Source organism: Streptomyces sp. NPDC021356, assembly GCF_040641015.1.
Taxonomy (GTDB): domain Bacteria; phylum Actinomycetota; class Actinomycetes; order Streptomycetales; family Streptomycetaceae; genus Streptomyces.
In genome coordinates, this window is the sequence record NZ_JBFACU010000047.1 from 13,790 (window position 1) to 34,657 (window position 20,868).

Sequence of the window (20,868 nt, forward strand, 5' to 3'; positions counted from 1 at the left end):
GGCCCGGTCTACGCCACCCAAGGTGTCGAATGAGCGCAGCGGCGGGCGTTCAGAGCGTCACGGAGGGCCAGCGGGGCTCGAGCTCGGGGAACTCCAGGACACCGATACGGGGACGCCGCGAGAGGGCATCCCGTCCCCGCTGCTAGCGGATATCGCCGATCAAGGCGAAGATCCGTTCGCTGACCCACAGAACCTCGCAGGAGGACCTGGCGGTGGTGCTGATCAACTTGCACAGAGCCATGCAGGGTTGGGCCCACTACTTCCGGCACGCCGTCGCGAAGCACGTATTCACCAAGGTGGACGACATCGTCTGGTGGCGACTCGTCCGCCTGCTGCGTGAACGGCACCACTGGAACTGGAGGGACTTCCGCCGACGATTCACCACCTCCAGCGGGCGGTGGCTTCCGATCGCGGCGGACGAGATCAAGCCGCGGAAGATCAGCGCGATCCCGGTCACTCGGTATCGCTACCGCGGCAACAAGATCCCCAGCCCCTGGGTCCCCGAGGCCACCTGACGGCGCAGACCGTGGAGAGCCCGTTGGGTCGAGAGACGCACGGCGGGTTCGGCGAGAGGTCCCGGGAAACGGACCGGGAGCAATCCCGGCACCGCACCCCGGGGCCTGCTCAGCGACGAGGCCGGGCAGTCGATGACTCAGGGTGCAGTCCCGTTGTGAGTGCGGGTGCGGCACTGCCTACTTCGAACTCGACGCCGACGCGGTGGAGCCCGCGCCGACAGGCCCAGGCAACGTCGTGGCTGCCGGCGTACAGCTGTTCACCGAAGCCGGTGAGTGCCCTGGCGAGGTCGTGGTCTTCGCGCAAGGCGGCTACCTCTCATGGCTGGAGATCTGCTCTTGGAGCGACGACGTCGAGGTGAATCTCGCTGCGGCGCGGCGCTGGTTGCGGCCACCGTCCTGAACTCGAGCCGGTAGCATCACAACAGCTCCTTCAGCGAGAGCACGATCTCTTCCACGGCCCCGAACAGTCGGCCCAAAGGCCATGTCCACAGGTCATTCCAGGCGACTTGGCGTACCACCCGGAGACGACGATCCGTCTCTCAGCGCGGCCTCGTCACAGAAGCTGAGCCAGAATCCGATTTCGGGCGGCGTTTGTTCACCACTGCGGACGGCACCTGCCTTGGCGCAGGTCGCTCGGCCGCCAGGGTCTTGGTACTCCTTCAGGGACGGAAGGTGCGGCGGTAGGTGTCGGGTGGGACGCCGACGCTGCGGTGGAAGTGGCGGCGCAGGGTGGTGGCCGTGCCCATGCCGGTCGCCGCGGCGATGGTGTCCACGGTGGCGTCGGTGGCCTCCAGCAGTTCTTGGGCGTGGCGAATGCGCTGGGTGTGGAGCCATTGCAGTGGCGTGGTGCCGGTGAGGTGCTTGAAGTGGCGGCCGAGGTGACGTGAGCTCATGCGAGCCTGGCGGGCCAGGTCCTCCACGGTCAGCGGCTGGCCCAGCCGCTCCAGCACCCAGGGGAAGAGCTCGCCCAGGGGGTGGTTGCCCGGGGCGGGGAGGGGGGTGGCGATGAACTGGGCCTGGCCGCCGTCGCGGTGGGGTGGGGCGACCAGGCGTCGGGCGATCTTGTTGGCGTTGGCCGATCCGTGGTCGAGGCGGACCAGGTGCAGGCACAGGTCCATGGCGGCGGCTTTGCCCGCGGAGGTGAGGACGTCCCCGTTGTCGACGTAGAGGACGTCCGCATCGACTGTGGCCGCCGGGTGGCGCCGGGCTAGTTCCCCCGTGTGGGCCCAGTGTGTGGTGGCGCGCCTGCCGTCGAGCAGCCCAGCCGCGCCCAGGATGAAGGCGCCCGTGCACAGTGAGGCCACGCGGGCACCGGCCGCGTGGGCCGCACGCACCGCCTCGACCAGCTCGGCGGGCGGGTCGCGGTCGGTGTCGGCCCAGCCGGGGACGATCACCGTGTCTGCCTGCGCGAGGTGATCGAGTCCGTGGTCGGGGTCCATACGGAAGCGGCCGACGTGTACCGGCCCGCTCCCGCAGAGGGAGAAGTCGTACCACGGATCCACGATGTGGGTCAGGTCGGCCCCGAAGACCTCGATGGCCACGGACAGTTCGTAGTGGAGCATGCCGTCAGTGGCGGCCAGTGCAACAGCAGGCATGTCGGAAACGAGATGTCGTTTCCGACGCTCGTGCGGGGTGCTGCCGGAGGGACAGGATGTGGACGTCAGGCCGCAGTGGAGCGGCCTCGCAGCGGGCGTTGGAGTACACAGGAGAGTGTCATGGGGTCAGGTCAGCTGGTGACGGTGTTCGGCGCCTATGGTCACACCGGGCGGTTCGTGGTCGCGGAGCTGGCCGCGCGCGGGTTCGTCGCGGTGCTGTCCGGGCGCAACGCGCAGACCTTGGAGGAGATGGCCCACCAACACGGGCTTGAGGCCCGGGCGGCGTCGGTCGAGGACCCGGCTTCGCTGGACCGGGCCCTGGCGGGCACGGCGGCGGTCATCAACTCGCGGCCGGCGGGATGGGGTTCTCCGCTGGGTTCACCGCCGCCCTCGATCCAGGCGTGAGCGCGGAAGGGCGCGGTGCGGACGCCGGTGCGCCAGGCACCGGTCATCCGGCACAGCAGGGCGATGGCCAGGGAGCGCTGGAGGAAGTGCTGGCCGGCGCAGTGGGAGCTGACCGTGACGACCGCGTCGGGCGTGCGGCCTGGGCCTGTACGGCGGTGGCGGGGCGGCCGCCGCGGCGGACCAGGTGCAGGGCGGTACGGATGCGGAGGGGCAGTTGGGTTGCCAGGAGAGGAGCCTTGCGGCGGCCACCGCGAGGCGGGCTGCCAGGCGTCGGCGCAGCCGGAGGACGTGCGGCTCCTTGAGGGCGATCGGGGTGCTCACGGGCGGACCGGTTTCCTGGTGACCAGGGCGTTGACGAGGGCGCAGACATCGGCCCGCGCTCGTTCGGTGTCGATGCCGTGGTGCCGGCAACCAGCGCACGCTCTACGCCCGGATCCTGAGCGACCTGGACACCGGCCTCGCACAAGCGGCCCGCCCGGCTCTCCTGCGCTTCGCCGACGGCTTCCTGCCCCGGCTCACCTGCCGCAAGAAACACCGCTACGACCCGCTCACGGGGCAGTGGCCGGTCGGCGACCTCGCCGACGGCGCGACCGTCACCCTCGTCCGGCCCACACGGCGACGTAACCATTTCCGCACCTGACCATATCCGTACCTGCCCAGCGGGCCGTCACCCGCCGGCCACGCTCGGTCCGGTCGGCGGTAGCCGTGACACTTTGGGGTTACCGTAGAACGGCTCCAGGTTGACGGCATCGCCGATCCAGTACAGAGGCTCGATGGTCGGCGGCCGGCCGTACGACGGTCCCGGCCAGGGCGCGCGGGCCCTTAATGGCGGAGAGCACCTGACCGAACCTGCCGACCTCAGGCGCGCACCAGCCCCCGACAGGCGTCGACGCTGCAGCACACAGGGCCGCATCAGGGGTGGCGGGCTTGGCGGGGGAAAATGTAGCGGCCACCCCTTTCGGACTCAGGCGCGCACAGGGAAACGTGCACCGGTACTTCTACCGCGCCACGGCTAACGGATGTGTCACAACTCACACGATGCGGCCCCGGGGCTCCCTGCTCCTCACCCGCGTTGCTCTGCCGTACCGTCCTGCGGCTAGTTTGTGTGCAGGACAGGTATGCAGGCCCGTGGTGGCAAGGTGCACGGGGGACAGGAGGTCGGGGAGAGTGTCGCTGCGCGCAGGCGATCCAGCCGAGATCGGCGGTTATCCGCTCGAGGCCCGGCTCGGCTCGGGCGGCATGGGCACGGTCTTTCTGGCCCGTACGAGTTCGGGGCGGTCTGTCGCGATCAAACTGATCCACCAGCAGTACGCGGCGGACGAGGAGTTCCGTGTCCGTTTCCGGCAGGAGGTGGCGGCCGCGAGGCGGGTGAGCGGCGCGTTCACCGCCGCCGTGGTCGACGCTGCCCCGGAGGCCGAGCAGCCGTGGATGGCGACGGCCTATATCGCCGGGCACACCCTCGCCCAGCACATTGCCACCAAGGGCCCGCTGAACGGAGCGGCGCTGAAAAGGCTTGCCGTCGGGCTGGCGGAGGCACTGCGCGACATCCACCGGGTGGGGGTCGTCCACCGTGACCTGAAGCCCTCGAACGTCGTGCTCTCGCCCGAGGGCCCGCGCGTCATCGACTTCGGCATCTCGCGCGCCGCGGACCAGCAGACTCTGACGATGACAGGCCGGGTCATCGGTACGCCGCCTTTCATGTCGCCGGAACAGTTGCAGGCGCCGCGTAGTGTGGGACCGCGGTCCGATGTCTTCTCCCTGGGGACGCTGCTGGTGTACGCGGCGACGGGCCATGGGCCCTTCGATGCGGACAGCCCCTACCTGACGGCTTATCAGGTCGTGCATGAGGAGCCGTCGCTGGGTGTCGTGCCGGCGGCCTTGCGCGCGGTCATCGAGCCGTGCCTGCACAAGGAGCCCGAGGGCCGCCCTTCGGCGGACGAACTCCTCGTGCTGCTGCGGGACCTGCCGGCCGACCTCGGCAGGACGGACGTGAACGGGCCCGGCGCGGGCCGCATCCGTGACATGGCCACCCAGCGTCACTTCGCGCTCCGGCCGACCCCGGCGCCGACTGCCCCGGCCACCGACCCGGCCGGTCCCCGTACAGGGAGCACCGGCACCTCCGTCGGCCGCCGTCTGCGCAGCCGATGGCGGCCTGTGCTCGCGGCCGCCATCGCGGTGGCGGCGATCGGCGGGACAGTGGCCGCGCTGCAGGCGAGCGGCGTCGGTGGCAGCGGCGGCGACAAGGGCGACAGCGTCGCGGCGCCGGATGCCGCACTGCCCGACGGCTTCGGGCCGTGGCGCAAGACCGTGCCGGGCGGTCACGAGGACATCCCCGACGAGCTGCGCTGCCTCGCGCGCGGCGATGCGCTGTTCTGCGGGGGCGGCGGTGTTGTCGCGACCCGTATCAGGGCCGCGGACGGGGCTCGGGTGTGGACGGTGAAGAGCCCGGGCGTCCCTGTCCAGGGCATGCACCTGGTGGGTGTCACCGGCGACACAGTGCTCGGTTACCGCTTCGCCGCCCAGGACGCCCCGCAGGACCCTCCCAGCGAGGTGGTGGCCATGGACGCGGACAACGGCAGAAAGCTGTGGTCCGTGCCCTCCGGCGCCCAGTCGACGGCCGTCACGGGCCGGACGCGGGACGCCGTTGTGATCGGCTCCGCCGTCGTGACGGTCAACGCCTCCAGCTCCCGCTTCGAGGCCCGCAATGCGCACAGCGGTGAGGTCACCTGGAGGACGCCGTTCCCCACGGGTACGCAGTGCGCGCCCGTCCCGGCGGGCTCACAGCTGTTCGCGATGTGCGCGACGGATGCGGAGGTGAACGCCTTGCAGGTGCGCCATCCCGTCCTGTACGCGGTCGAGGGCGCCTCGGGGGCACTGGGCAGGCCCATCGCGGTCGACGGTCCTGCCGTGCCGATGGGTGTGGCCGACGGCAAGCTCGTGCTCCTCCAGGAGCACATGGAGGGAACGGAGCTGGCCGGCTACGACGGGGTGGCGCGGGTCGACCCGGCCTTGCGGAAGGTCACGTACTCCCGGCTGGCCGGCACATATGCGGGGACGCCCGGCATGGCGGACGGCACCCTCTACGTGAGCGGGCAGGCCGGTCTCGTCACGGCGCTCGACCCCGCGACCGGCCGGAAGAAGTGGTCGCGGCAGACGGGCGTGGAGGGTGCGTCGGGTCCCGTGGCGGGAGCCGGCGCGCTGTATTTCAGCTCGGCCACCGGGCGGGTGGTGGCACTGTCGCCGCACGAGGGCAAGCCCCTGTGGACGACAGACCCCCAGGTCGATGGTTCGACGGGCGAGCAGGGCGCGAGCCCGCGCGTGACCGTTGCGGGGCGTGCGGTGATCGTGGCCGCGGCCAAGAACACTCTCTTCGCCTTCGACGCGCGCAAACCGCCGAAGGCGGGCTGACACCGGCGGCAGGCGGCAAGCGGCGGCCTGCCGTGCCGTGCGGACACGTCAGCCGCTCACTTTGGATGTCCAGGAGGCGAGTCCGGCTCCGGTGCGAGTGCGTTGCGCTCTGAGCGGCAACCTGCGGGTGCTGGTCACGGCCGTGGCGCACCGGTGTGGGCGCCGTCGCGGAAGGAGCCGGCATGATCGCGACAGACGATCCGCACCTCGGGGTGTTCACGCAGCCAGGCGCAGAAAGTCTTCGCGGTGCGGTCTGCGAGGACATCGACAGGGCGGCGGGTGTTCATGTCGGTGAGAACCGTTGCGTAGGTTCGACCGCGGCGCGCGCCGCCCACAGCTGCCGTTGCCGCACACGAGACGACGCGCCTTCAGATCGATTCGTACCTGCCGACCAGCGACGGGACGGTCCGCCAGGCACCGCTGGTGGTAGCGGTGCACGCGTGAGGTTCTCCATCCGCATCCCGGGCAGGCAGCCGACCCCACCGTGGACCGCACAGTAAGAGCGTCCGCCAGTAGGTCACGGGATGCGGGGGCTTCGTGGGCGGTTGGGCCAGCGATAGAGGGGCCACGCCCGGCGGATGAGGCTACGGATGGTGATGATCGCGGTCGCGAAGGCTATGAAGAAGTCGATGCAGACGCGGCGCCGTTCGGTGCACCGGCGGAGCTCGCCGAAGCTGTTCATCCACGAGTTCGTGCGCTCTACGACCCACCGTCCGTCGGTTTGGATCGCAGTCTGTTCGCCTCGTTGGGTGATCTTCGCTGTGGTGCCTCGTGTGTCGAGGTCGGCGTGGACCGGCCGGTAGTCGTAGCCCGCGTCCAGGCTCAGCGCCGGTTGTTCGGGAAGTGGGGCCCAGCGTCTTGGCGAGGGGGTCGTAGCGATCGAGGGTGGCGGGCAGCAGGGTGCGGTCGCGGATGTTGACTGGTGTGGACTCGGTGACCAGTGGGATGCCGTAGGCGTCGGTGAGCTGTGAGCGTTTGTCACCTTGTTTGGCCCGGTCGACAGGGCTCTTGCCCGCGCACTCGTCGCCCGACGGAGCCGTAGCCCGGTGCGCGGATTGGTTCAGGTGAGCACTCTGGCAGCCATCGGCGGCGAGTTGTTCCAGGCCGAGGCCGATCATGCGGCCGTAGGCGGAGAGCGCGGCCAGGCGCGGGGCCTCGCCAGCGCCGGCGGCTGTCCACTCGTCACCGCGCCTGCGCAAGGTGGTCGCCAAGCAATCGCGTCCGCCACTCGCTCGACTCCAGCCCGGACAGCAGCACCTCGATGAGCTTGTCGAAGATCACCTCGGCCCGGGGCGGCGTCGCCGTGTGATCAGCGAGTGGCGTTCTCGGAGATCGGCTTCTTCTCGGCCGCTGGACGTTGTGTCGTGGTGGGGGAGCGCAGCAGAGTGGCAGCGAGGAGGAGAGCAGCGGCGACGATGCACGAGCCGATGCGGAAGGCGAGTTGGAAGCCGCCCGTGAGTGCGGAGGTGGTGTTGGTCCCGTCGCCCAGCAGGGCATTGGTGTGCGAGGCGGCGAGGGTGCTGAGGGCCGCGAGGCCGAAGGCGCTGCCGATCTGCTGCATGGTGTTGAACATGCCGGAGGCGATCCCCGAGTCCTGGGGGGTGGCCGCTGACATCGCGAGCGTGGCCAGCGACGGCATCGCGAGGCCGAAGCCGATGCCGAGCGGCAGCAGTGCGGGCAGGACGTCCACGAGGTAACTTCCGTCTGCCGGTACACGGCTGAGGACGGCGAGGCCCGTCGTGATCAGGAAGAGTCCTGGAAGGAGTGCGGCACGGGGGCCGAAGCGTGAGATCAGCCTGGGTGAAAAGCCGAGCGACAGTGCGCCGATCGCGACCGAGACCGGGAAGTTGCCGAGGCCGGTGTGGACCTCGTCGAAGCCGAGCACCTTCTGCAGGTAAAGCACGCACAGGAACTGGAAGCTGAACATCCCGGCCACCATGAGGGCCTGGATACCCATCGCTCCTGAGACGTTGCGCGAGCGGAACACACGCAGCGGCAGGAGCGGGTGACTCGCCTTCGCCTGGCGGGTCACGAATGTCAGGAGCAGGGCGAGTGCCGCGACGCCGAAGCCCAGCGTGTGCGCGGACGCCCAGCCATAGCTGGTGGTCTCGACGATCGTGTAGACACCGAGCATCAGTGTGGAGGTGACCAGGAGCGCGCCCACGACATCGACTTCCTCACCGAGGCCGGTGCCGTACTCGGACGCGAGTATGCGCCCGGCCAACAGTGCGGCCACGATGCCGATCGGAACGTTGACGAAGAAGATCCAGTGCCAGCTGATGGTCTGCGTCAGGACGCCACCGGCGAGGAGGCCCAACGAGCCACCGGCTGACTGGACGAAGCTGTAGACGCCGATGGCCTTGGCCCGTTCCTTCGGCTGCGGGAACAGCGTTACGACCATGCCGAGGGTGACGGCGGAGGTCACCGCGCCGCCGGTGCCCTGGACGAACCGGGAGGCGAGCAGCATTGCCGCATCCTGCGACACACCGCACAGCAGTGAGGCGGTCGTGAAGATGCTCAAGCCGGTGATGAAGACGCGTTTGCGCCCGATCAGGTCGCCGAGCCGGCCGGAGAGCAGCAGCAGACCGCCGAAGGGGACCAGATAGATGTTGACCACCCAGGCCAGGCTCGACGAGGAGAATCCGAGGTCTTGCTGGATGGCCGGCAGCGCCACATTCACGATGGTCCCGTCGAGGATGACCATCAACTGACCGGCGCAGAGCACGGCCAAGGCCGCCCAACGCGATGTCTGCGCTGATGAGACGGTTCTGGGCACGAGGCCCCCTTCCAACGGTGCACGACTTGTTACAGCAGTCATCTTCTGTAACCATGACGCGTACGGGAAGGAGGCACTTTCGTGTCACACAGTCACACCGATGTGTCCGACCAGGTCAGCAACGAGGCGTGCCCGCTCACCGAGGTCCTCGACCATGTCGCGGGAAAGTGGAGCATCGGAATCCTTGTCGCCGCTGCGAACGGGCCGGTCCGGTTCACCGAGTTGGAGCGCGCCATCACGGGCATCAGCCGACGCATGCTCACCTTGAACCTGCGCAAGCTGGAACGCGACGGCCTGCTCCTCCGGACCGTCTACCCCACCGTGCCGCCCAAGGTGGAATACAGCCTCACGCCCATGGCCCGCGAACTCCACGCGACACTTACTGGGCTCGTCGGCTGGGCAGAACGCCACCGAACCGACATCACCACCGCCCGCGCCACCTACGACGCCGCCGCATCGGCTTCCTGACGCCTGCGGAGGGGCCCGGCAGGCGTTGAATGATCACCTACCGGCCTAGTCGTACCTCAGTGTCTTCAAGAACGACCTCTTCTACCTCCACTCCGACCCCCGGAAGAAGAAGGTCGGCGAGGTGAACCACATCCCCCACGCAGCACGAGATGGACCTTGCTCTCGAAGTGGCCGGCGAGCCGGTCCAGGAAGCGGCGCATCACCTCGGCGGTGAAGCTCTCGGTGAAGCCCATGAAGTGCATCCGGCCCTTGGCGCTGATCGCCGCCATCGCGTTCACTGAGATCCGCTTCCCGCTCCGGCGCACCACGGGCGTCTTGCCCTTCTCGCCCCGGGTGCGGCCGGTGACCTGGTCGGATCGTATGCCGACCTGATCGGCGACGAGAATCTCCCGCCGCCCCTCTTCGCCTTCGCCCGGATCGCCGGCCAGATCTCCTCGTGCCAGCGTCGCACGGCCTCCGGGTCCCGCTCGACGGCCCGCTTGTCAGGGCGCTGGAAGGACAGCCCCCACCGCTTGAGGTACTTGCCCACCCCCACCTCGGTCAGCCGCACCCAGTACAGCTTCGCGATCAGCTCGCCCACCGACCGCCGTGTCCACAGCTGCCCGGAAAGCCCACATCACAAGGCCGGCGATCGAGCACGGCCTGCCGCCCCGCCACCAACGCGGCCACCGCCCGCAACCGCAAGGGTCTCCTGCGCCGACGGCGACAGATGCCGCGCGTCCCCCACCAGATCGCTCACACACACCAACGACCCAGAACGCAAACCGGTTCGGATCATCACAGCGAGGGGCGGAGCCGCTCATGAGCGGCTCCGCCGGCCAGGTGTAGAACCCCGTCAGGACTTGGAGCTGGGTCGACCGGGAATGTGGCTGAGAATGGACTTGGAGAAGCCGCCGTCGACGCAGACATCTTGGCCAGTGACGTATCCCGCCAGCGGGCTGACAAGAAACTCGATCACGTTCGCGATATCCATCGGGTCGCCAATCTTCGACAACGGGATGATTTCTTCCCGCGCCTTCTTGACCTCGGGATCGAGGTACATCTTTTCGGTCATCTGAGTGCGAGTCATGCCCGGGGACACCACGTTCACACGGATCCCGTCAGGCGCCCATTCCAGTGCGAGCGTCTGAGCCATCATCGTGAGCGCAGCCTTGGTCGGGCTGTAGGCACCCGATCCGGCATGGGGGAGCTGGCCGGACATTGAAGAGGTGAAACAGGCGGCCCCTCGGCTGTCCTTCAGGTGCGGGTAGCTTGACTTGGCAAGTAGCCATGCTCCGCGAAGGTTGACGGAGAACATGTCGTCCCAGTCCTCGAGGGAGAGATCCTTGAGTTCGCCGGGGTTGGCGATTCCGGCATTTGCCACCAGCGCGTCCAGGCCACCGAACTCTTCGACTGCAGCGGCTACCAGCTGACCGGGCACGTCGGGGTCGCCCAGGTCTCCTGTCAACGCAATGGCTTTGCCGCCCATCGACTGGATCGACCGGACGACCTCGTCCTGCCGATCGTTCGACGTAAGGCCGGAGACCGCGACCATCGGCTTCTCGCCGCGGGCAAGCGCCGCCTCTGCGAGCCTCAGGCTTGCAGCCGCGCCGATGCCGCTGCTTCCGCCACTGACCAGTACCCTCATTGCACTCTCTCCTTGTACATTCCCAGCGGGAATTGCGGTTCCATTCGCGTCGATTCACCCTCGGAGTCGCCCTGGACCTCGAGGCGCTGAAATCATTGTCCGATATCCCAGCCCTCTTCCTTGAGGTCGCGCATTGCCTTGGCGAATACCTCGAGGGTGTCCTCCTCGCGGATGATTTCGAGCACGACGTTCTCCACCCCGATTGTGTCGTGGACCGCCTTGCCCAGGCCGTTCCAATCGATCACCCCGGTGCCGATGGGGTCGTGGCCCCACGTTTCTGTGCCCGTGTCGGAGATGTGCATGAGTGCAATCGATCCGTGGTGCGAGCGCAGGCCCGATACGGGATCCTCCCCGATGTACGCGGCGTTCGCGACGTCGTACACGATTTTCAGCGCGTCATCGTTGACCGTGTCGACGATGTCTGCCAGCTCCTCAATCGTGGGAGCAAAGCAGTAGGGCGTGTTCTCGAAGAGGAGTCGCTTTCCGGCCCGCTTGGCCAGCGGGATCAGCTCTTCCAGGCTCTCGTGCATCCATCCGTGGACGTTCCCGAGTGAGGGGGAGATCATGGGACGCCGCGTGCCGGGGGAGATGACGACTTCCGGGACATCCCAAGCCACCGCCAGGTCGATCACCGACGCGATGTGCTCGATGCTCTTCTGGCGCATGCTGGCGGCGGGACTGGCGAGATTGATGTCGTATCCGCCGGCGTTCAGGGATCGGATTTTGGCGTCGTTCTTGTTGAGGGTTGCCAGGGATTCCGCACGTTCGGAGTCGGAGAGCTCTACCGGCCAGCAATGCGGCGAGCTGATGGGGACCTCGAAGGCGTTGTACCCGTTCTGGGTCAACTCGGACATTGCATCGATGGCCGTTGTCGACCAAAGGTACGAAAAAGTATTGATGATCATAAAATTTCCGTTCCATCTTTGAGGTGTCCCCATCGCGTGTTCGGGAGCAGGGGCGGCTACGGCCGGGGCTCCTTGTGCTGTTCACGGGCTGAACCGGCGGCAGTGGACGAGTCCTCGCTCATGACGACGGCGATGGTGTCGGTCCCGGAAACGATCTTCCGCGGGGCTCGGCTGCCGGTCTCCGGGATCGTGAAGTAGACGATGAGGCACAGGGCGACGACGACGATCATGTAGATCGCCACGTACATGGGCCGTCCGGCGCCGACGAACGCGGACGCGATGAGGGGTGCGGTACCGCCGAAGACGGCGATGACGATCTGATGGGCGAATCCGATTCCGGAGACTCGGACCGAGGCGGGGAACAACTCCGCCTGGATGGTGGGGTAGACGGCTTGCCAGATTCCGAGGACCACCCATCCCGAGGCGGTGACGATGAGGTAGACACCAAAGCCGGGCACCTGCAGGAGGAGCAGCAGCGGATAGAACAGGACGATCATTCCGATGACGCCGATGATGGGGAAGATCTTCCGGCGACCGAGACGGTCGGAGAGGTAGCCGGTGACAGGAATGACGGCAACCAGCAGGGCCAGGCCGATCGTGCTGCCCGCAAGGCTGGAGGACAGGTCTCGGCCCGAGGTGAGGTTGGCGTAGGTGGGCAGGAACGTCGCCCAGGTGTAATAGGCCACGGCCGGAGCGGACAGGGCGGCAGTCTGCAGGATCGCCTTGGGGTGTTCGCGGAGCAGTTGGAGGAGCTTCGCGGGTGCGGACTTCTGCTCGCCGTGCGTGCTGGCTTCGAACTCCGGGGACTCGTCCGAGCGGGCGCGGAGGATGAGTCCGACGATGCCAACCAGACCACCGATGACGAAGGGGATCCTCCATCCGTAGGACGCCAGGGTGTCGGCGTCGAAAGCAGAGGTGACGGCGGCTGCGGCGCCCGTCGCGGCGAGGGTTGCCAGCCCGCTGGCCATGTTGGTGAAGGAGCCGAAGAGTCCGCGCCGGTTGGCTGGAGCGTGTTCCACCATGTACGCGATGGCGCTCTGGCCCTCGGTGCCGGCGGAGACGCCCTGGAGGATGCGGGCGACGACGAACAGGATCGGTGCGAAGTAGCCGATGGTCGCGTACGAGGGGGTGAACCCGATGATCAGCGCGCCGAGAGCCATCCCCGAGACCCCGAGGGACAGAACGCGTCGGCGCCCGTACCGGTCGGCAAGCGGGGAGATGATGATGCCGCTCAGGGGCCGTACGACGAACCCGATGGCGTAGGTGAGGAACGAGGCGATGAGGGACGCGAACTGGGAGCCCGACGGGAAGATCTGCGCGGAGAAGACAGAGGCGAGAAGGCCGTATGTGTACCAGTCGTACCACTCGACAAAGTGCCCGATGGTCCCGGCGACCAGGTTACTGGCCCGTCCCTTGGGCGGGACAGGCTCTGGGCTGTCGAGGGTGGATGTACTGGGCGCGCGACGTGAGGCCGTCATCGAATTCTCCTTTGAATTTGGGCGCGAGTGGGCATCCCCACGCCTGGGCCGGGGTCGCTGAACCTGTATGCAGAAGGGGTGTCTGGCCGACTAGGCGGAGAGTTCCTCGTCTGCGAGGAGGTACGTGTAGCTCGGCCAGCTACGGGAGATGTCGGCCGCGGCCGCGAGCAGGGGCGGCGAGAGCTCGGCCATGCGCGCTCGGGTCATGCGTACGGAAGGGCCCGCGATGCTGATCGTCCCGGTGGCCTCCCGGCCCGGTCCGGCTCCGCGGATGGGGGCCGCCACGGCACTGATGCCGAGGTCCATCTCCTCAATCGTCGTGGCGTACCCACGGATACGGACCTCGGCGAGCTCGGCTTCGAGCGCGGACCGGTCGAGGGCGGACCTGGGGGTGACGTCGAGATGGCTCTCGTGCGCGAGCACGGTCTCGACTCGGTCCGGGGGAAGAGTGGAGAGCCACGCTTTCCCGGACGCGGTGGCGTGGGGGACCGCGTCCTGGCCCATGACGGGGTCGATGCGGAGGGAGGAGTTCGCGCCTTGGGCCTTGGCGATCCACTTCAAGGAATCGTTGGTGACTACCGCCAGGCGAACGAGCTCCTCACACTCCGCCGCGAGCGAGTCCAGGCTTCGCTGCGCCCACGTTCCCACTCCTGACGAGGACAGCTGGCGGAGTCCCAGGGCGCCGAGGCTGTGAGTGGCGAAGTAGCTGGAGGTGCGGGGGTCCTGATTCACGTAGCCCGCGTCGGCCAGGGCGGCGAGGAGGCGATGAGCGATGGCCTTGTTGGTGCCGAGGCGCTCGGCGATGTCCGTGACGCGGCGGCCTTCGGGGTGCGGCGCCAGCAGTTCGAGCACACGCATCGCATTCACGACGCCATCGGCCAGTGCCATGTTCTCGTCTCCTCGCCATCGTGGATCCAAGTCCGCGCGGGTTTGTAACGCTGTTACGAACGCTGTCACGAAACGTCACACGCGATCGCCCCAGCTGTCAAGAGTTGCCGTCATCCTGATCGTCGGGCCCCGAACGCGGCGTCAGGCCCGCTGCACCAGCTCACGCAGACGCGTGAAGGCCGACTCGTCGTCGTTCACGACGACATCGTGCTCGCCGGTGTTCCAGCGGCACTCGAGCACACCGAATCGCTCCCAATAGGCGTCCCAGTCGGCGAGCTTGACCCGGTCCCGCTCGCTGCCGCGCTCGATCAGCCGTTGCCGCACGACCTCGGGCGCGGTGCGCACGTGGAGCACCCGGATACGAGCGGCGGGCCAGCTTGCACGCTCGGTCGAGCGACGCAGGAAATCGGGGTCTCCGAGGTACGCCACGAACGGTGCGTCGAGGACGACGGAGTGGCCGAGTTCCAGATTCCGACCGGCGGTCGCGAAGAGGGTCTCGTACTCGGCGGGCATGACCCTCTGGACGTACAGCTCGTTGGATTCCCGATCGGAGGGATCCTGTCCGAACGCCTCGAGGGCCACTCGCACGAGGGGTCCGGCGATCGTGTCCTTGTCGAGATAGGCCGCGCCCGTGAGGGAGCTGAGGTGTCTCGACAGGGTCGACTTTCCCGATCCTGCCCCACCGAGCGTGATGTAGGCAACGGGCAGGGCGTGCGCGTCGGGCAGGGCTTGCATGTCTGGCACGGCTTGGGCGTCGGACGTCATCGCTTCACTCGCGCGATCGCGGCCATGAACTCCTTCGCCGCCGCTGTGACCTTGCTCATGTCGCCGTCGGGGCGGCCGGCCTTGGTGATGGCGCTGCCCACTCCGACCGCCGCGACGCCCGCGGCGAACCAGTCGCCGACATTGGCGGTGGTGACGCCGCCCGCCGGAAGGATCGGGACGTGCGCGAGCGGCGCCAGGACCGCCTTGGCGTACGGGATGCCGCCGGCTTCGGTGGGGAAGAGCTTGACGATGTCCGCGCCGGCCTCGGCCGTTTCGAGGATCTCGGTCGGCGTGTAGGCGCCACTGATGGTGGCGATCTGGTAGCGGTTGGCGACGCGGATCATCTCGGGGTTGAGGTTCGGGCTGACGAGGAACTGCGCGCCGGCCTGAATGCTCGACCAGGCGGCGTGTCCGTCGAGGACGGTGCCCGCGCCGAAGACCACATCCTCACCGGCGAAGCGCTCGGTCAGGCGCTCGATCACGGTGAGGGCCCCGGGGATCGACAGGGTGATCTCGAGGGCGCGGATGCCTCCGGCGACGGCTGCCGAGGCGACCTCGAACGCCTCCTCGGCGCTGTCGAGGCGGACGATGAGGACGTTGCCGGAATCGCGGATCGTCTCTATGACGTGGAATTTCTGGAACATGGCCCTGATGGTTACACCACTTTCACGCGCTTCGCGAGCCCCGTCCAGAAGGCGTTGACGAATCGCGGTGACGTGTTGCAACCTGGGCTGCAATCGATCTCAGCAATCGTTCTCATCCCGAAGCGGCTGAGGCGCCGGGATCCTTGATCACGCGAACGATCAATACGAAGGAGAGTCGTCGGCGGTGGATCATTCCTCTTCGGCCCCCCGGCCCTCGGCCGTGGTGCTGGGTGCGTCCCACTGGCACGCGCCGCTGTACCGTGCCGGGCTTGCCCGACGCTTCCGTGTGACGGCGGTGCAGGACCCCGATCCCGCGGTCGCTCGGGCATTCGCCGAGCCCTTGGGGGCACCGGTCGCGGCGAGCGTCGACGAGGCCCTGGACCAGGACGGCATCGAGGTGGCGTTCGTGTTCTGCCCGCACCACGAGATGCTCGCGGTCGGCCGGAAGCTCATCGGCCGCGGCATCCCGTTCGTGATCGAGAAGCCCGCCGGTGCGAGCCTCGACGACCTTCGGGCGATCGAGCAGGAGGCGCGCTCGGCCGCCGTGCCGGCGACCGTGGCGCTCGTCCAGCGCGGTGCACCGATCGACACGTGGCTGCGACAGGCCGGCGACATCGTCTACGAACGGATGGCGTTCGTCGCCGGTCCGCCCTCGCGGTACCGGAGCAACGGCAACCCGTGGATGCTCGAACCCGACCTCTCGGGCGGCGGCAGCCTGATGAACCTCGGCCCGCACTTCGTCGACCTGGCGACCCGTCACCTCGGACACCCCGTCGACGTCGTCCAGAAGCTCTCCACCACGCTGCACGGCGAGGCGGTCGACGACCACTCCACGATGATCCTGACCACCGGCACGGGCCGCGAGGCGATCGTCGAGGTCGGCTACGCGTTCCCCGACTCGCCGCTGAAGCGGTACTGCAGCTTCACCGCGGCCGGGTCCCATGGGTTCGCCACCGTCGACACCAACGGGGACGCGACATTCACCGACCAGTCCGGTGCCACCAAGAGCGCCGTCCTGGAAGTCGACAGCGACCCGCTGTACGAGGTGTTCGTCACCGGCGTCGCCGACACGCTGACGACCGGGTTCGCGGGCATGCCGACGCTCGCCGAGCTTGTGACCACGATGGAGCTCATCTGGTCGCCGCACCCGGAAGGGACGGCGCGTCGTGGCTGAGGTGAGCATCGACGACGTCGCCAAGGCGGCCGGCGTGCACCGTTCGACCGTGTCGCGCGCGTTCTCGAAGCCGGATGCCGTGCGTGCGGCGACCCGGGAACATGTGTTGCGTGTCGCAGCCGAGCTCGGGTACGCGATGAACCCCCTCGCGCAGGCTCTCCGCCGCGGCTCGAGCAACCTCGTCCCGCTGATCGTTCCGGACCTGACGAACCCGTTCTTCGCCGAGCTGGCGCGCACGACCGCCGCCGCCGCCGAAGCACGCGGCTACCAGTTGATGCTCTGCATCACCGACGGCGACGCCGGGCAGACCGCCGACTACGTGAGCGCGATGCACTCCATGTACTCGCCCTTCGGCATCGTCGCCCCCTCGACCCGGGTCAACCTCGAGGCGCTCCGCCGGTACGCGTTCCAGAACCGGGTCGTCGTCATCGACCGGGTCGAGGACGACCCGACCGTGCCCACCGTCACCGTCGACAGCGTCCGCGGCATCGACCTCGCCTTCGACCACCTCCTTGGTCTCGGGCACTCGAACATCGCCTACGCCCCGGGCATCGTCGGCACGTACACCGCCCAGGATCGCTGGGACGCCTACCACCACGCCGCCGAGCGTCACACCGTCCCACCCGTCGTCCTCGAGGCGGCGCCCGGCGCCGAACCGGGGCCGGAGCTCGTGGACCGCTGGATGCGGGAACCGAACCGTCCGACAGCGGTGATCGCCTCCAACGACCTCATCGCGTTCGCCATGATCTCCGAGCTCGGCGCGCGCGGACTGTCCGTGCCCGCCGACCTGTCGGTGATCGGCTTCGACGGCCTCGACCTCGGCGCCCAGTTCAACCCCCGGTTGACCAGCGTCCGCCAACCCATCACCGACCTCGGACGGATCGCCATCGAACTCGGCGAGGCCCTCATCGCCGGCGGACCGCCCGAACATGTCGTGCTCGAGCCATCACTTCTCATCCGCTCCTCCACCCAGGAACAGCGCTCATGAATCCGAACCCCGGCCGCCTTCCCGGTCTGCAGTACGTGGACCACGTGGCCTTCACCGTCCCCGACCTCGACGACGCCACCCGCCTGTTCACCGTCCTTTTCGGCGCCGAGGAGCTCTATCGCTCCACCCGCGGACCCGATGCCGCGGTCATGCCGGAGCACTTCGGCGTGCCCGCGGACGCACACCTGGAGCTGCGCATGCTCCGGCTGCCGCCGAACCTGAACGTCGAGCTGTTCCAGTGGTGGAGCGAGGACCGCTCACCCGTGTTCCCGCGCGCCAGCGACGCGGGCGGGCACCACCTCTGCTTCGTCGTCGACGACGTGGACGACGTCGTCGACGCGATCGCCGACCTCCGGGGCATCGAGATCCTCGGTGCGCGCAAGGAGGTCGCCGGCGACAGCCCCGCTGTCGCCGGGAACCGGTGGGTGTACGCCCGCACCTCCTGGGGGCTCATCCTCGAGTTCGTCGACCGCTCGCGCGTCGTCGACCCGCCACGTCTCGTCGGCCCCCACGACTGGCACACCCACTCGATCTCGAAGACCTCGGAGACACCCTCGTGAAGATCGCCGGCCACACACTCGGCACTCCCGACCACACCGTTCCCGAAGCGCTCGAACTCTTCGCCCGAGCCTGCCTGGATGCCGCCGAGGTGATCTACCAGGACGACTACAAGAGCGGTCTGCCCATCGGCGATGCCGCGGCAGCGGCGGAAGCGGCACGCGTCGCCGACGGCGAAGGCATCTCCATCATCGGGCTCACCCCATACACGACCGCGATCAACGCGACCGACGAGCACATACGCGCAGCAGCCGTCGACGAACTGCGATCGGCCATCGACATCGCCCACGTCGTCGGCGCGAACCGCATCCGCGTCTACTCCGGCGCGTGGCAGCCGGACGGGAAGGACCACGCCGCGCACTGGGCACAGCTCGTCCGCTCGTTCCAGGAGCTCTCCGCCCTGGCGGCGGACGCAGGCGTCGTGCTCTGCGCCGAGAACCACTTCGGCACCATGACGCAGACCGCGCGCGACACCGCCGAGCTCATCCGCGCGGTCGACTCGCCCGCCGTCCGCGTCCTCTACGACCAGGCGAACCTCACCTTCACCCACGACGAGGACTTCGAGGACGCCTTCGCCGTCCAGGGCGATCTCATCGGCCACGTGCACGTCAAGGACCTCGTCTTCAAGGACCCGAACGCCCCGTTCGTCGCGTCCGAGACGGCGCGCGTGCACGCCGAGGAACGCGCCGTCATGTCGCGCGTCGTCGGCGACGGCATCCTCGCCTGGTCGAGCATCCTCCGGCGCCTGCGTGAAGTCGGCTACGACGACGTGCTCTCGCTCGAATACGAGTACCGGTGGCATCCGCAGGATCTGGAAGCCCCGGAGATCGGATTCCGTCGCGGCGCCGAGCACCTCCGTACGTTGCTGCGGCAGCTCGATGTCGAGGCGGCCGGCCAGAAGGCCGAGGTCCGCTCGTGACCGCGCTCCGAGTCGGCGTGGTGGGCGCCGGTAACATCGCCAGCATCGCGCAGCTGCCCACCCTTGTTCAGCGCGACGACGTCGAGCTGCGCGCCCTGGTGTCACGGCGCGAAGACCCGAGCCTGCTGCAGCGTCGGTGGGGGTTCGCGCACGTGTACCGCACGGTCGACGCGATGCTCGACGCCGAAGAGCTCGACGCCGTCTTCGTGCTCACTCCCCGCTCCGAGCACGTCGCGGCCGTCGAGATGGCCCTCCGTGCCGGCGTCGACGTGTTCTGCGAGAAGCCCCTCGCCACCTCGACCTCCGACTCGGTCCGCCTCGCGGAACTCGCCGACGAGCACGGCCGCATCCTGATGGTCGGCCTGAACCGGCGGTTCGCGCCCGTGTACGTCGCCGCGCGGGAGACGTTCGGCGCGGCCGGAGCGTCGTTCTGCGTCGCGCAGAAGAACCGCGCCGGCTCCGAGTACCGGGCCACGTTCGAGAACGCCATCCACATGGTGGACCTCCTCCGCTGGTTCTGCGGCGGGGATGTCGTCGAGGTCACCAGCGCGGCCGCCGGAGCCGACCCCTGGGAAGAGGACGGCGCAGCCGCCCTCATCCGGTTCTCGACCGGGAACACGGGCCTGCTGGTCGCGGCCCGAACTGCCGGCGCGTGGGGCGAAAAGCTCGACGCGTACGGGCAGATGCGCTCGGCGGAGGTCATCGCCCCCGACACCGTCGCGGTGACGGCGGACGGCGCCCGCACCGTCCGGTCGATGAGCCCGGAGGCGTTCGGCTGGGCGACCGCGACCGAGACCTTCGGCTTCGCCGACGCGGTCCGCCACTTCCTCGACCGCGTCAAGGACCGGCAGCAGCCGCTGACCTCCGGATGGGAAGCGGTCAAGACCCAGCAGCTACTCGACAAGATCCTCGCGGTGGCGGGCCTGCCCACCGAGGAGCAGGAGGGACGCACGTGGTCCAGCAAAGCAGTGCAGTAGCGCCGCAGCCCCAGGTAGCCCTGGTCACCGGCTCCAGCGGCGGCATCGGCGCGGCCGTCGTCGACGCGCTGCGGGCGCGCGGGGACATCGTCGTCGGGGCCGACCTCGCACCGCTCGACGGACAGGACATCGCCGCCTTCGCCGAGCTCGACGTCACCGACGAGCAGCAGACCACCGAAGTGCTGCGCCGCACCGTCGCCGAGCACGGCCGCATCGACGTCCTCGTCCACGCCGCGGGGGTGCTGGGCGGCACCCCCGCTCCGCTGGAGACCACGACCGAGGAGTTCGAGCGCACCATGCGCATCAACGCCACGGGCACGTTCACCATCACGCGCGAGGTCGCGAACCTCATGCGGGACAGCGGCACGAAGGGCACGATTCTGCTGCTGTCGTCGGTCGCGGCCAAGGAAGCACGGGTCGACTACCTGCCGTACAACGCCAGCAAGATCGCCGTGCTGCACATCATGTGGTCGATGGCGAAGATCCTCGGACCGGACGGGATCTCGGTCAACGCCGTCAACCCCGGACCGGTGAACACACCGATGTGGTCACAGCTCGCCGACCAGTCCGGCTCCGCGCAGGCAGCACGCGCCGCACGCGCCGCACAACTCCCCATGCGACGCTTCGCCGAACCGACCGAGGTCGCCAACACGATCGGCTTCCTCACGGACCCGGTCAACCGGTACATCACCGGCGTCTCACTCGACGTCGCCGGTGGAGCGCATCTCGGTATGGGGTCCTGATCCAAAACCGTTCCGGTTCCGGGGCGTTGGTGGTG

General features: G+C 68.5%; 19 protein-coding genes and 5 pseudogenes. 11 read left to right on the top strand and 13 right to left on the bottom strand.

The window, feature by feature from the left end:
* Window positions 1-170: 170 nt before the first annotated feature.
* Together AB0G56_RS37505 and AB0G56_RS37510 are read left to right on the top strand one after the other, a co-directional pair.
* Complete coding sequence (locus tag AB0G56_RS37505; protein ID WP_360979351.1) at window positions 171-515, top strand: group II intron maturase-specific domain-containing protein; 345 nt, start codon at window positions 171-173, stop codon at window positions 513-515.
* Window positions 516-657: 142 nt separating this feature from the next.
* Window positions 658-915, top strand: coding sequence for a hypothetical protein (locus AB0G56_RS37510; protein ID WP_360979261.1), 258 nt, complete (start codon window positions 658-660; stop codon window positions 913-915).
* A gap of 259 nt (window positions 916-1,174) precedes the next feature.
* Here the strand turns inward: AB0G56_RS37510 and AB0G56_RS37515 are convergent, their stop codons facing one another.
* Window positions 1,175-2,110, bottom strand: coding sequence for a helix-turn-helix domain-containing protein (locus AB0G56_RS37515; RefSeq protein WP_360979264.1), 936 nt, complete (start codon window positions 2,108-2,110; stop codon window positions 1,175-1,177).
* Between the two features lie 120 nt (window positions 2,111-2,230).
* Here AB0G56_RS37515 and AB0G56_RS37520 point away from each other — a divergent pair.
* Window positions 2,231-2,455: pseudogene (locus AB0G56_RS37520) on the top strand (NAD(P)H-binding protein); the annotation flags it as partial.
* 65 nt (window positions 2,456-2,520) lie between these two features.
* Here AB0G56_RS37520 and AB0G56_RS37525 read toward each other — a convergent pair.
* A pseudogene (locus AB0G56_RS37525) lies at window positions 2,521-2,631 on the bottom strand (hypothetical protein); the annotation flags it as partial.
* Between the two features lie 1,051 nt (window positions 2,632-3,682).
* On the opposite strand from AB0G56_RS37525, the gene AB0G56_RS37530 reads away from it, so the two are divergent.
* A complete protein-coding gene (locus AB0G56_RS37530) occupies window positions 3,683-5,923 on the top strand; it encodes a protein kinase (protein WP_360979267.1) in 2,241 nt (746 codons plus the stop codon).
* Window positions 5,924-6,057: 134 nt separating this feature from the next.
* Here the strand turns inward: AB0G56_RS37530 and AB0G56_RS37535 are convergent, their stop codons facing one another.
* The 4 genes and pseudogenes from AB0G56_RS37535 to AB0G56_RS37550 form a co-directional block, all read right to left on the bottom strand.
* Window positions 6,058-6,258, bottom strand: coding sequence for a transposase (locus tag AB0G56_RS37535; protein WP_360979270.1), 201 nt, complete (start codon window positions 6,256-6,258; stop codon window positions 6,058-6,060).
* 22 nt (window positions 6,259-6,280) lie between these two features.
* Window positions 6,281-6,418 (bottom strand): annotated as a pseudogene (locus AB0G56_RS37540) (transposase family protein); the annotation flags it as partial.
* A 22-nt stretch (window positions 6,419-6,440) separates the two neighbouring features.
* Window positions 6,441-7,204, bottom strand: a pseudogene (locus AB0G56_RS37545) (transposase); the annotation flags it as partial.
* A gap of 28 nt (window positions 7,205-7,232) precedes the next feature.
* Entirely contained in the window at window positions 7,233-8,741 is a 1,509-nt protein-coding gene (locus AB0G56_RS37550) for an MFS transporter (RefSeq protein ID WP_360979273.1), read from the bottom strand.
* Window positions 8,742-8,780: 39 nt separating this feature from the next.
* On the opposite strand from AB0G56_RS37550, the gene AB0G56_RS37555 reads away from it, so the two are divergent.
* The gene (locus AB0G56_RS37555) at window positions 8,781-9,167 is read left to right on the top strand and encodes a helix-turn-helix domain-containing protein (protein WP_360979276.1); all 387 of its coding nucleotides are present in this window, start codon (window positions 8,781-8,783) and stop codon (window positions 9,165-9,167) included.
* A 140-nt stretch (window positions 9,168-9,307) separates the two neighbouring features.
* Here the strand turns inward: AB0G56_RS37555 and AB0G56_RS37560 are convergent.
* From AB0G56_RS37560 to eda, 7 genes and pseudogenes are all read right to left on the bottom strand, one after another.
* Window positions 9,308-9,970 (bottom strand): annotated as a pseudogene (locus tag AB0G56_RS37560) (winged helix-turn-helix domain-containing protein); the annotation flags it as partial.
* A gap of 32 nt (window positions 9,971-10,002) precedes the next feature.
* A complete protein-coding gene (locus tag AB0G56_RS37565) occupies window positions 10,003-10,794 on the bottom strand; it encodes an SDR family oxidoreductase (protein ID WP_360979279.1) in 792 nt (263 codons plus the stop codon).
* A gap of 92 nt (window positions 10,795-10,886) precedes the next feature.
* Window positions 10,887-11,699, bottom strand: coding sequence for a sugar phosphate isomerase/epimerase family protein (locus AB0G56_RS37570; RefSeq protein WP_360979282.1), 813 nt, complete (start codon window positions 11,697-11,699; stop codon window positions 10,887-10,889).
* 56 nt (window positions 11,700-11,755) lie between these two features.
* Entirely contained in the window at window positions 11,756-13,177 is a 1,422-nt protein-coding gene (locus AB0G56_RS37575) for an MFS transporter (RefSeq protein ID WP_360979285.1), read from the bottom strand.
* A 90-nt stretch (window positions 13,178-13,267) separates the two neighbouring features.
* The gene (locus AB0G56_RS37580) at window positions 13,268-14,065 is read right to left on the bottom strand and encodes an IclR family transcriptional regulator (RefSeq protein WP_360979288.1); all 798 of its coding nucleotides are present in this window, start codon (window positions 14,063-14,065) and stop codon (window positions 13,268-13,270) included.
* A 141-nt stretch (window positions 14,066-14,206) separates the two neighbouring features.
* Window positions 14,207-14,830 carry an AAA family ATPase gene (locus AB0G56_RS37585; protein WP_360979291.1) on the bottom strand — a complete coding sequence of 208 codons (624 nt, stop codon included), beginning with the start codon at window positions 14,828-14,830 and terminating at the stop codon, window positions 14,207-14,209.
* The gene (gene eda, locus AB0G56_RS37590) at window positions 14,827-15,474 is read right to left on the bottom strand and encodes a bifunctional 4-hydroxy-2-oxoglutarate aldolase/2-dehydro-3-deoxy-phosphogluconate aldolase (RefSeq protein ID WP_360979294.1); all 648 of its coding nucleotides are present in this window, start codon (window positions 15,472-15,474) and stop codon (window positions 14,827-14,829) included. The genes AB0G56_RS37585 and eda overlap by 4 nt, the downstream gene beginning before the upstream one ends.
* A 184-nt stretch (window positions 15,475-15,658) precedes the next feature.
* Between eda and AB0G56_RS37595 the strand changes: the two genes are divergently transcribed.
* Genes AB0G56_RS37595 through AB0G56_RS37620 form a run of 6 tightly spaced genes read left to right on the top strand, consistent with a single transcriptional unit; the run spans window position 15,659 to window position 20,833 of the window.
* Complete coding sequence (locus AB0G56_RS37595; protein WP_360979297.1) at window positions 15,659-16,648, top strand: Gfo/Idh/MocA family oxidoreductase; 990 nt, start codon at window positions 15,659-15,661, stop codon at window positions 16,646-16,648.
* Window positions 16,641-17,636, top strand: coding sequence for a LacI family DNA-binding transcriptional regulator (locus tag AB0G56_RS37600; protein WP_360979300.1), 996 nt, complete (start codon window positions 16,641-16,643; stop codon window positions 17,634-17,636). The genes AB0G56_RS37595 and AB0G56_RS37600 overlap by 8 nt, the downstream gene beginning before the upstream one ends.
* Window positions 17,633-18,196 (top strand): VOC family protein, encoded by a 564-nt coding sequence (locus tag AB0G56_RS37605; protein ID WP_280885553.1) that lies wholly within the window; start codon window positions 17,633-17,635, stop codon window positions 18,194-18,196. The genes AB0G56_RS37600 and AB0G56_RS37605 overlap by 4 nt, the downstream gene beginning before the upstream one ends.
* Window positions 18,193-19,113 carry a sugar phosphate isomerase/epimerase gene (locus tag AB0G56_RS37610; RefSeq protein WP_360979303.1) on the top strand — a complete coding sequence of 307 codons (921 nt, stop codon included), beginning with the start codon at window positions 18,193-18,195 and terminating at the stop codon, window positions 19,111-19,113. Before AB0G56_RS37605 ends, AB0G56_RS37610 begins: the two co-directional genes overlap by 4 nt.
* Window positions 19,110-20,090 (top strand): Gfo/Idh/MocA family oxidoreductase, encoded by a 981-nt coding sequence (locus AB0G56_RS37615; protein WP_360979306.1) that lies wholly within the window; start codon window positions 19,110-19,112, stop codon window positions 20,088-20,090. Before AB0G56_RS37610 ends, AB0G56_RS37615 begins: the two co-directional genes overlap by 4 nt.
* Window positions 20,066-20,833, top strand: coding sequence for an SDR family oxidoreductase (locus tag AB0G56_RS37620; RefSeq protein ID WP_360979309.1), 768 nt, complete (start codon window positions 20,066-20,068; stop codon window positions 20,831-20,833). Before AB0G56_RS37615 ends, AB0G56_RS37620 begins: the two co-directional genes overlap by 25 nt.
* The last annotated feature ends 35 nt before the right edge of the window (window positions 20,834-20,868 follow it).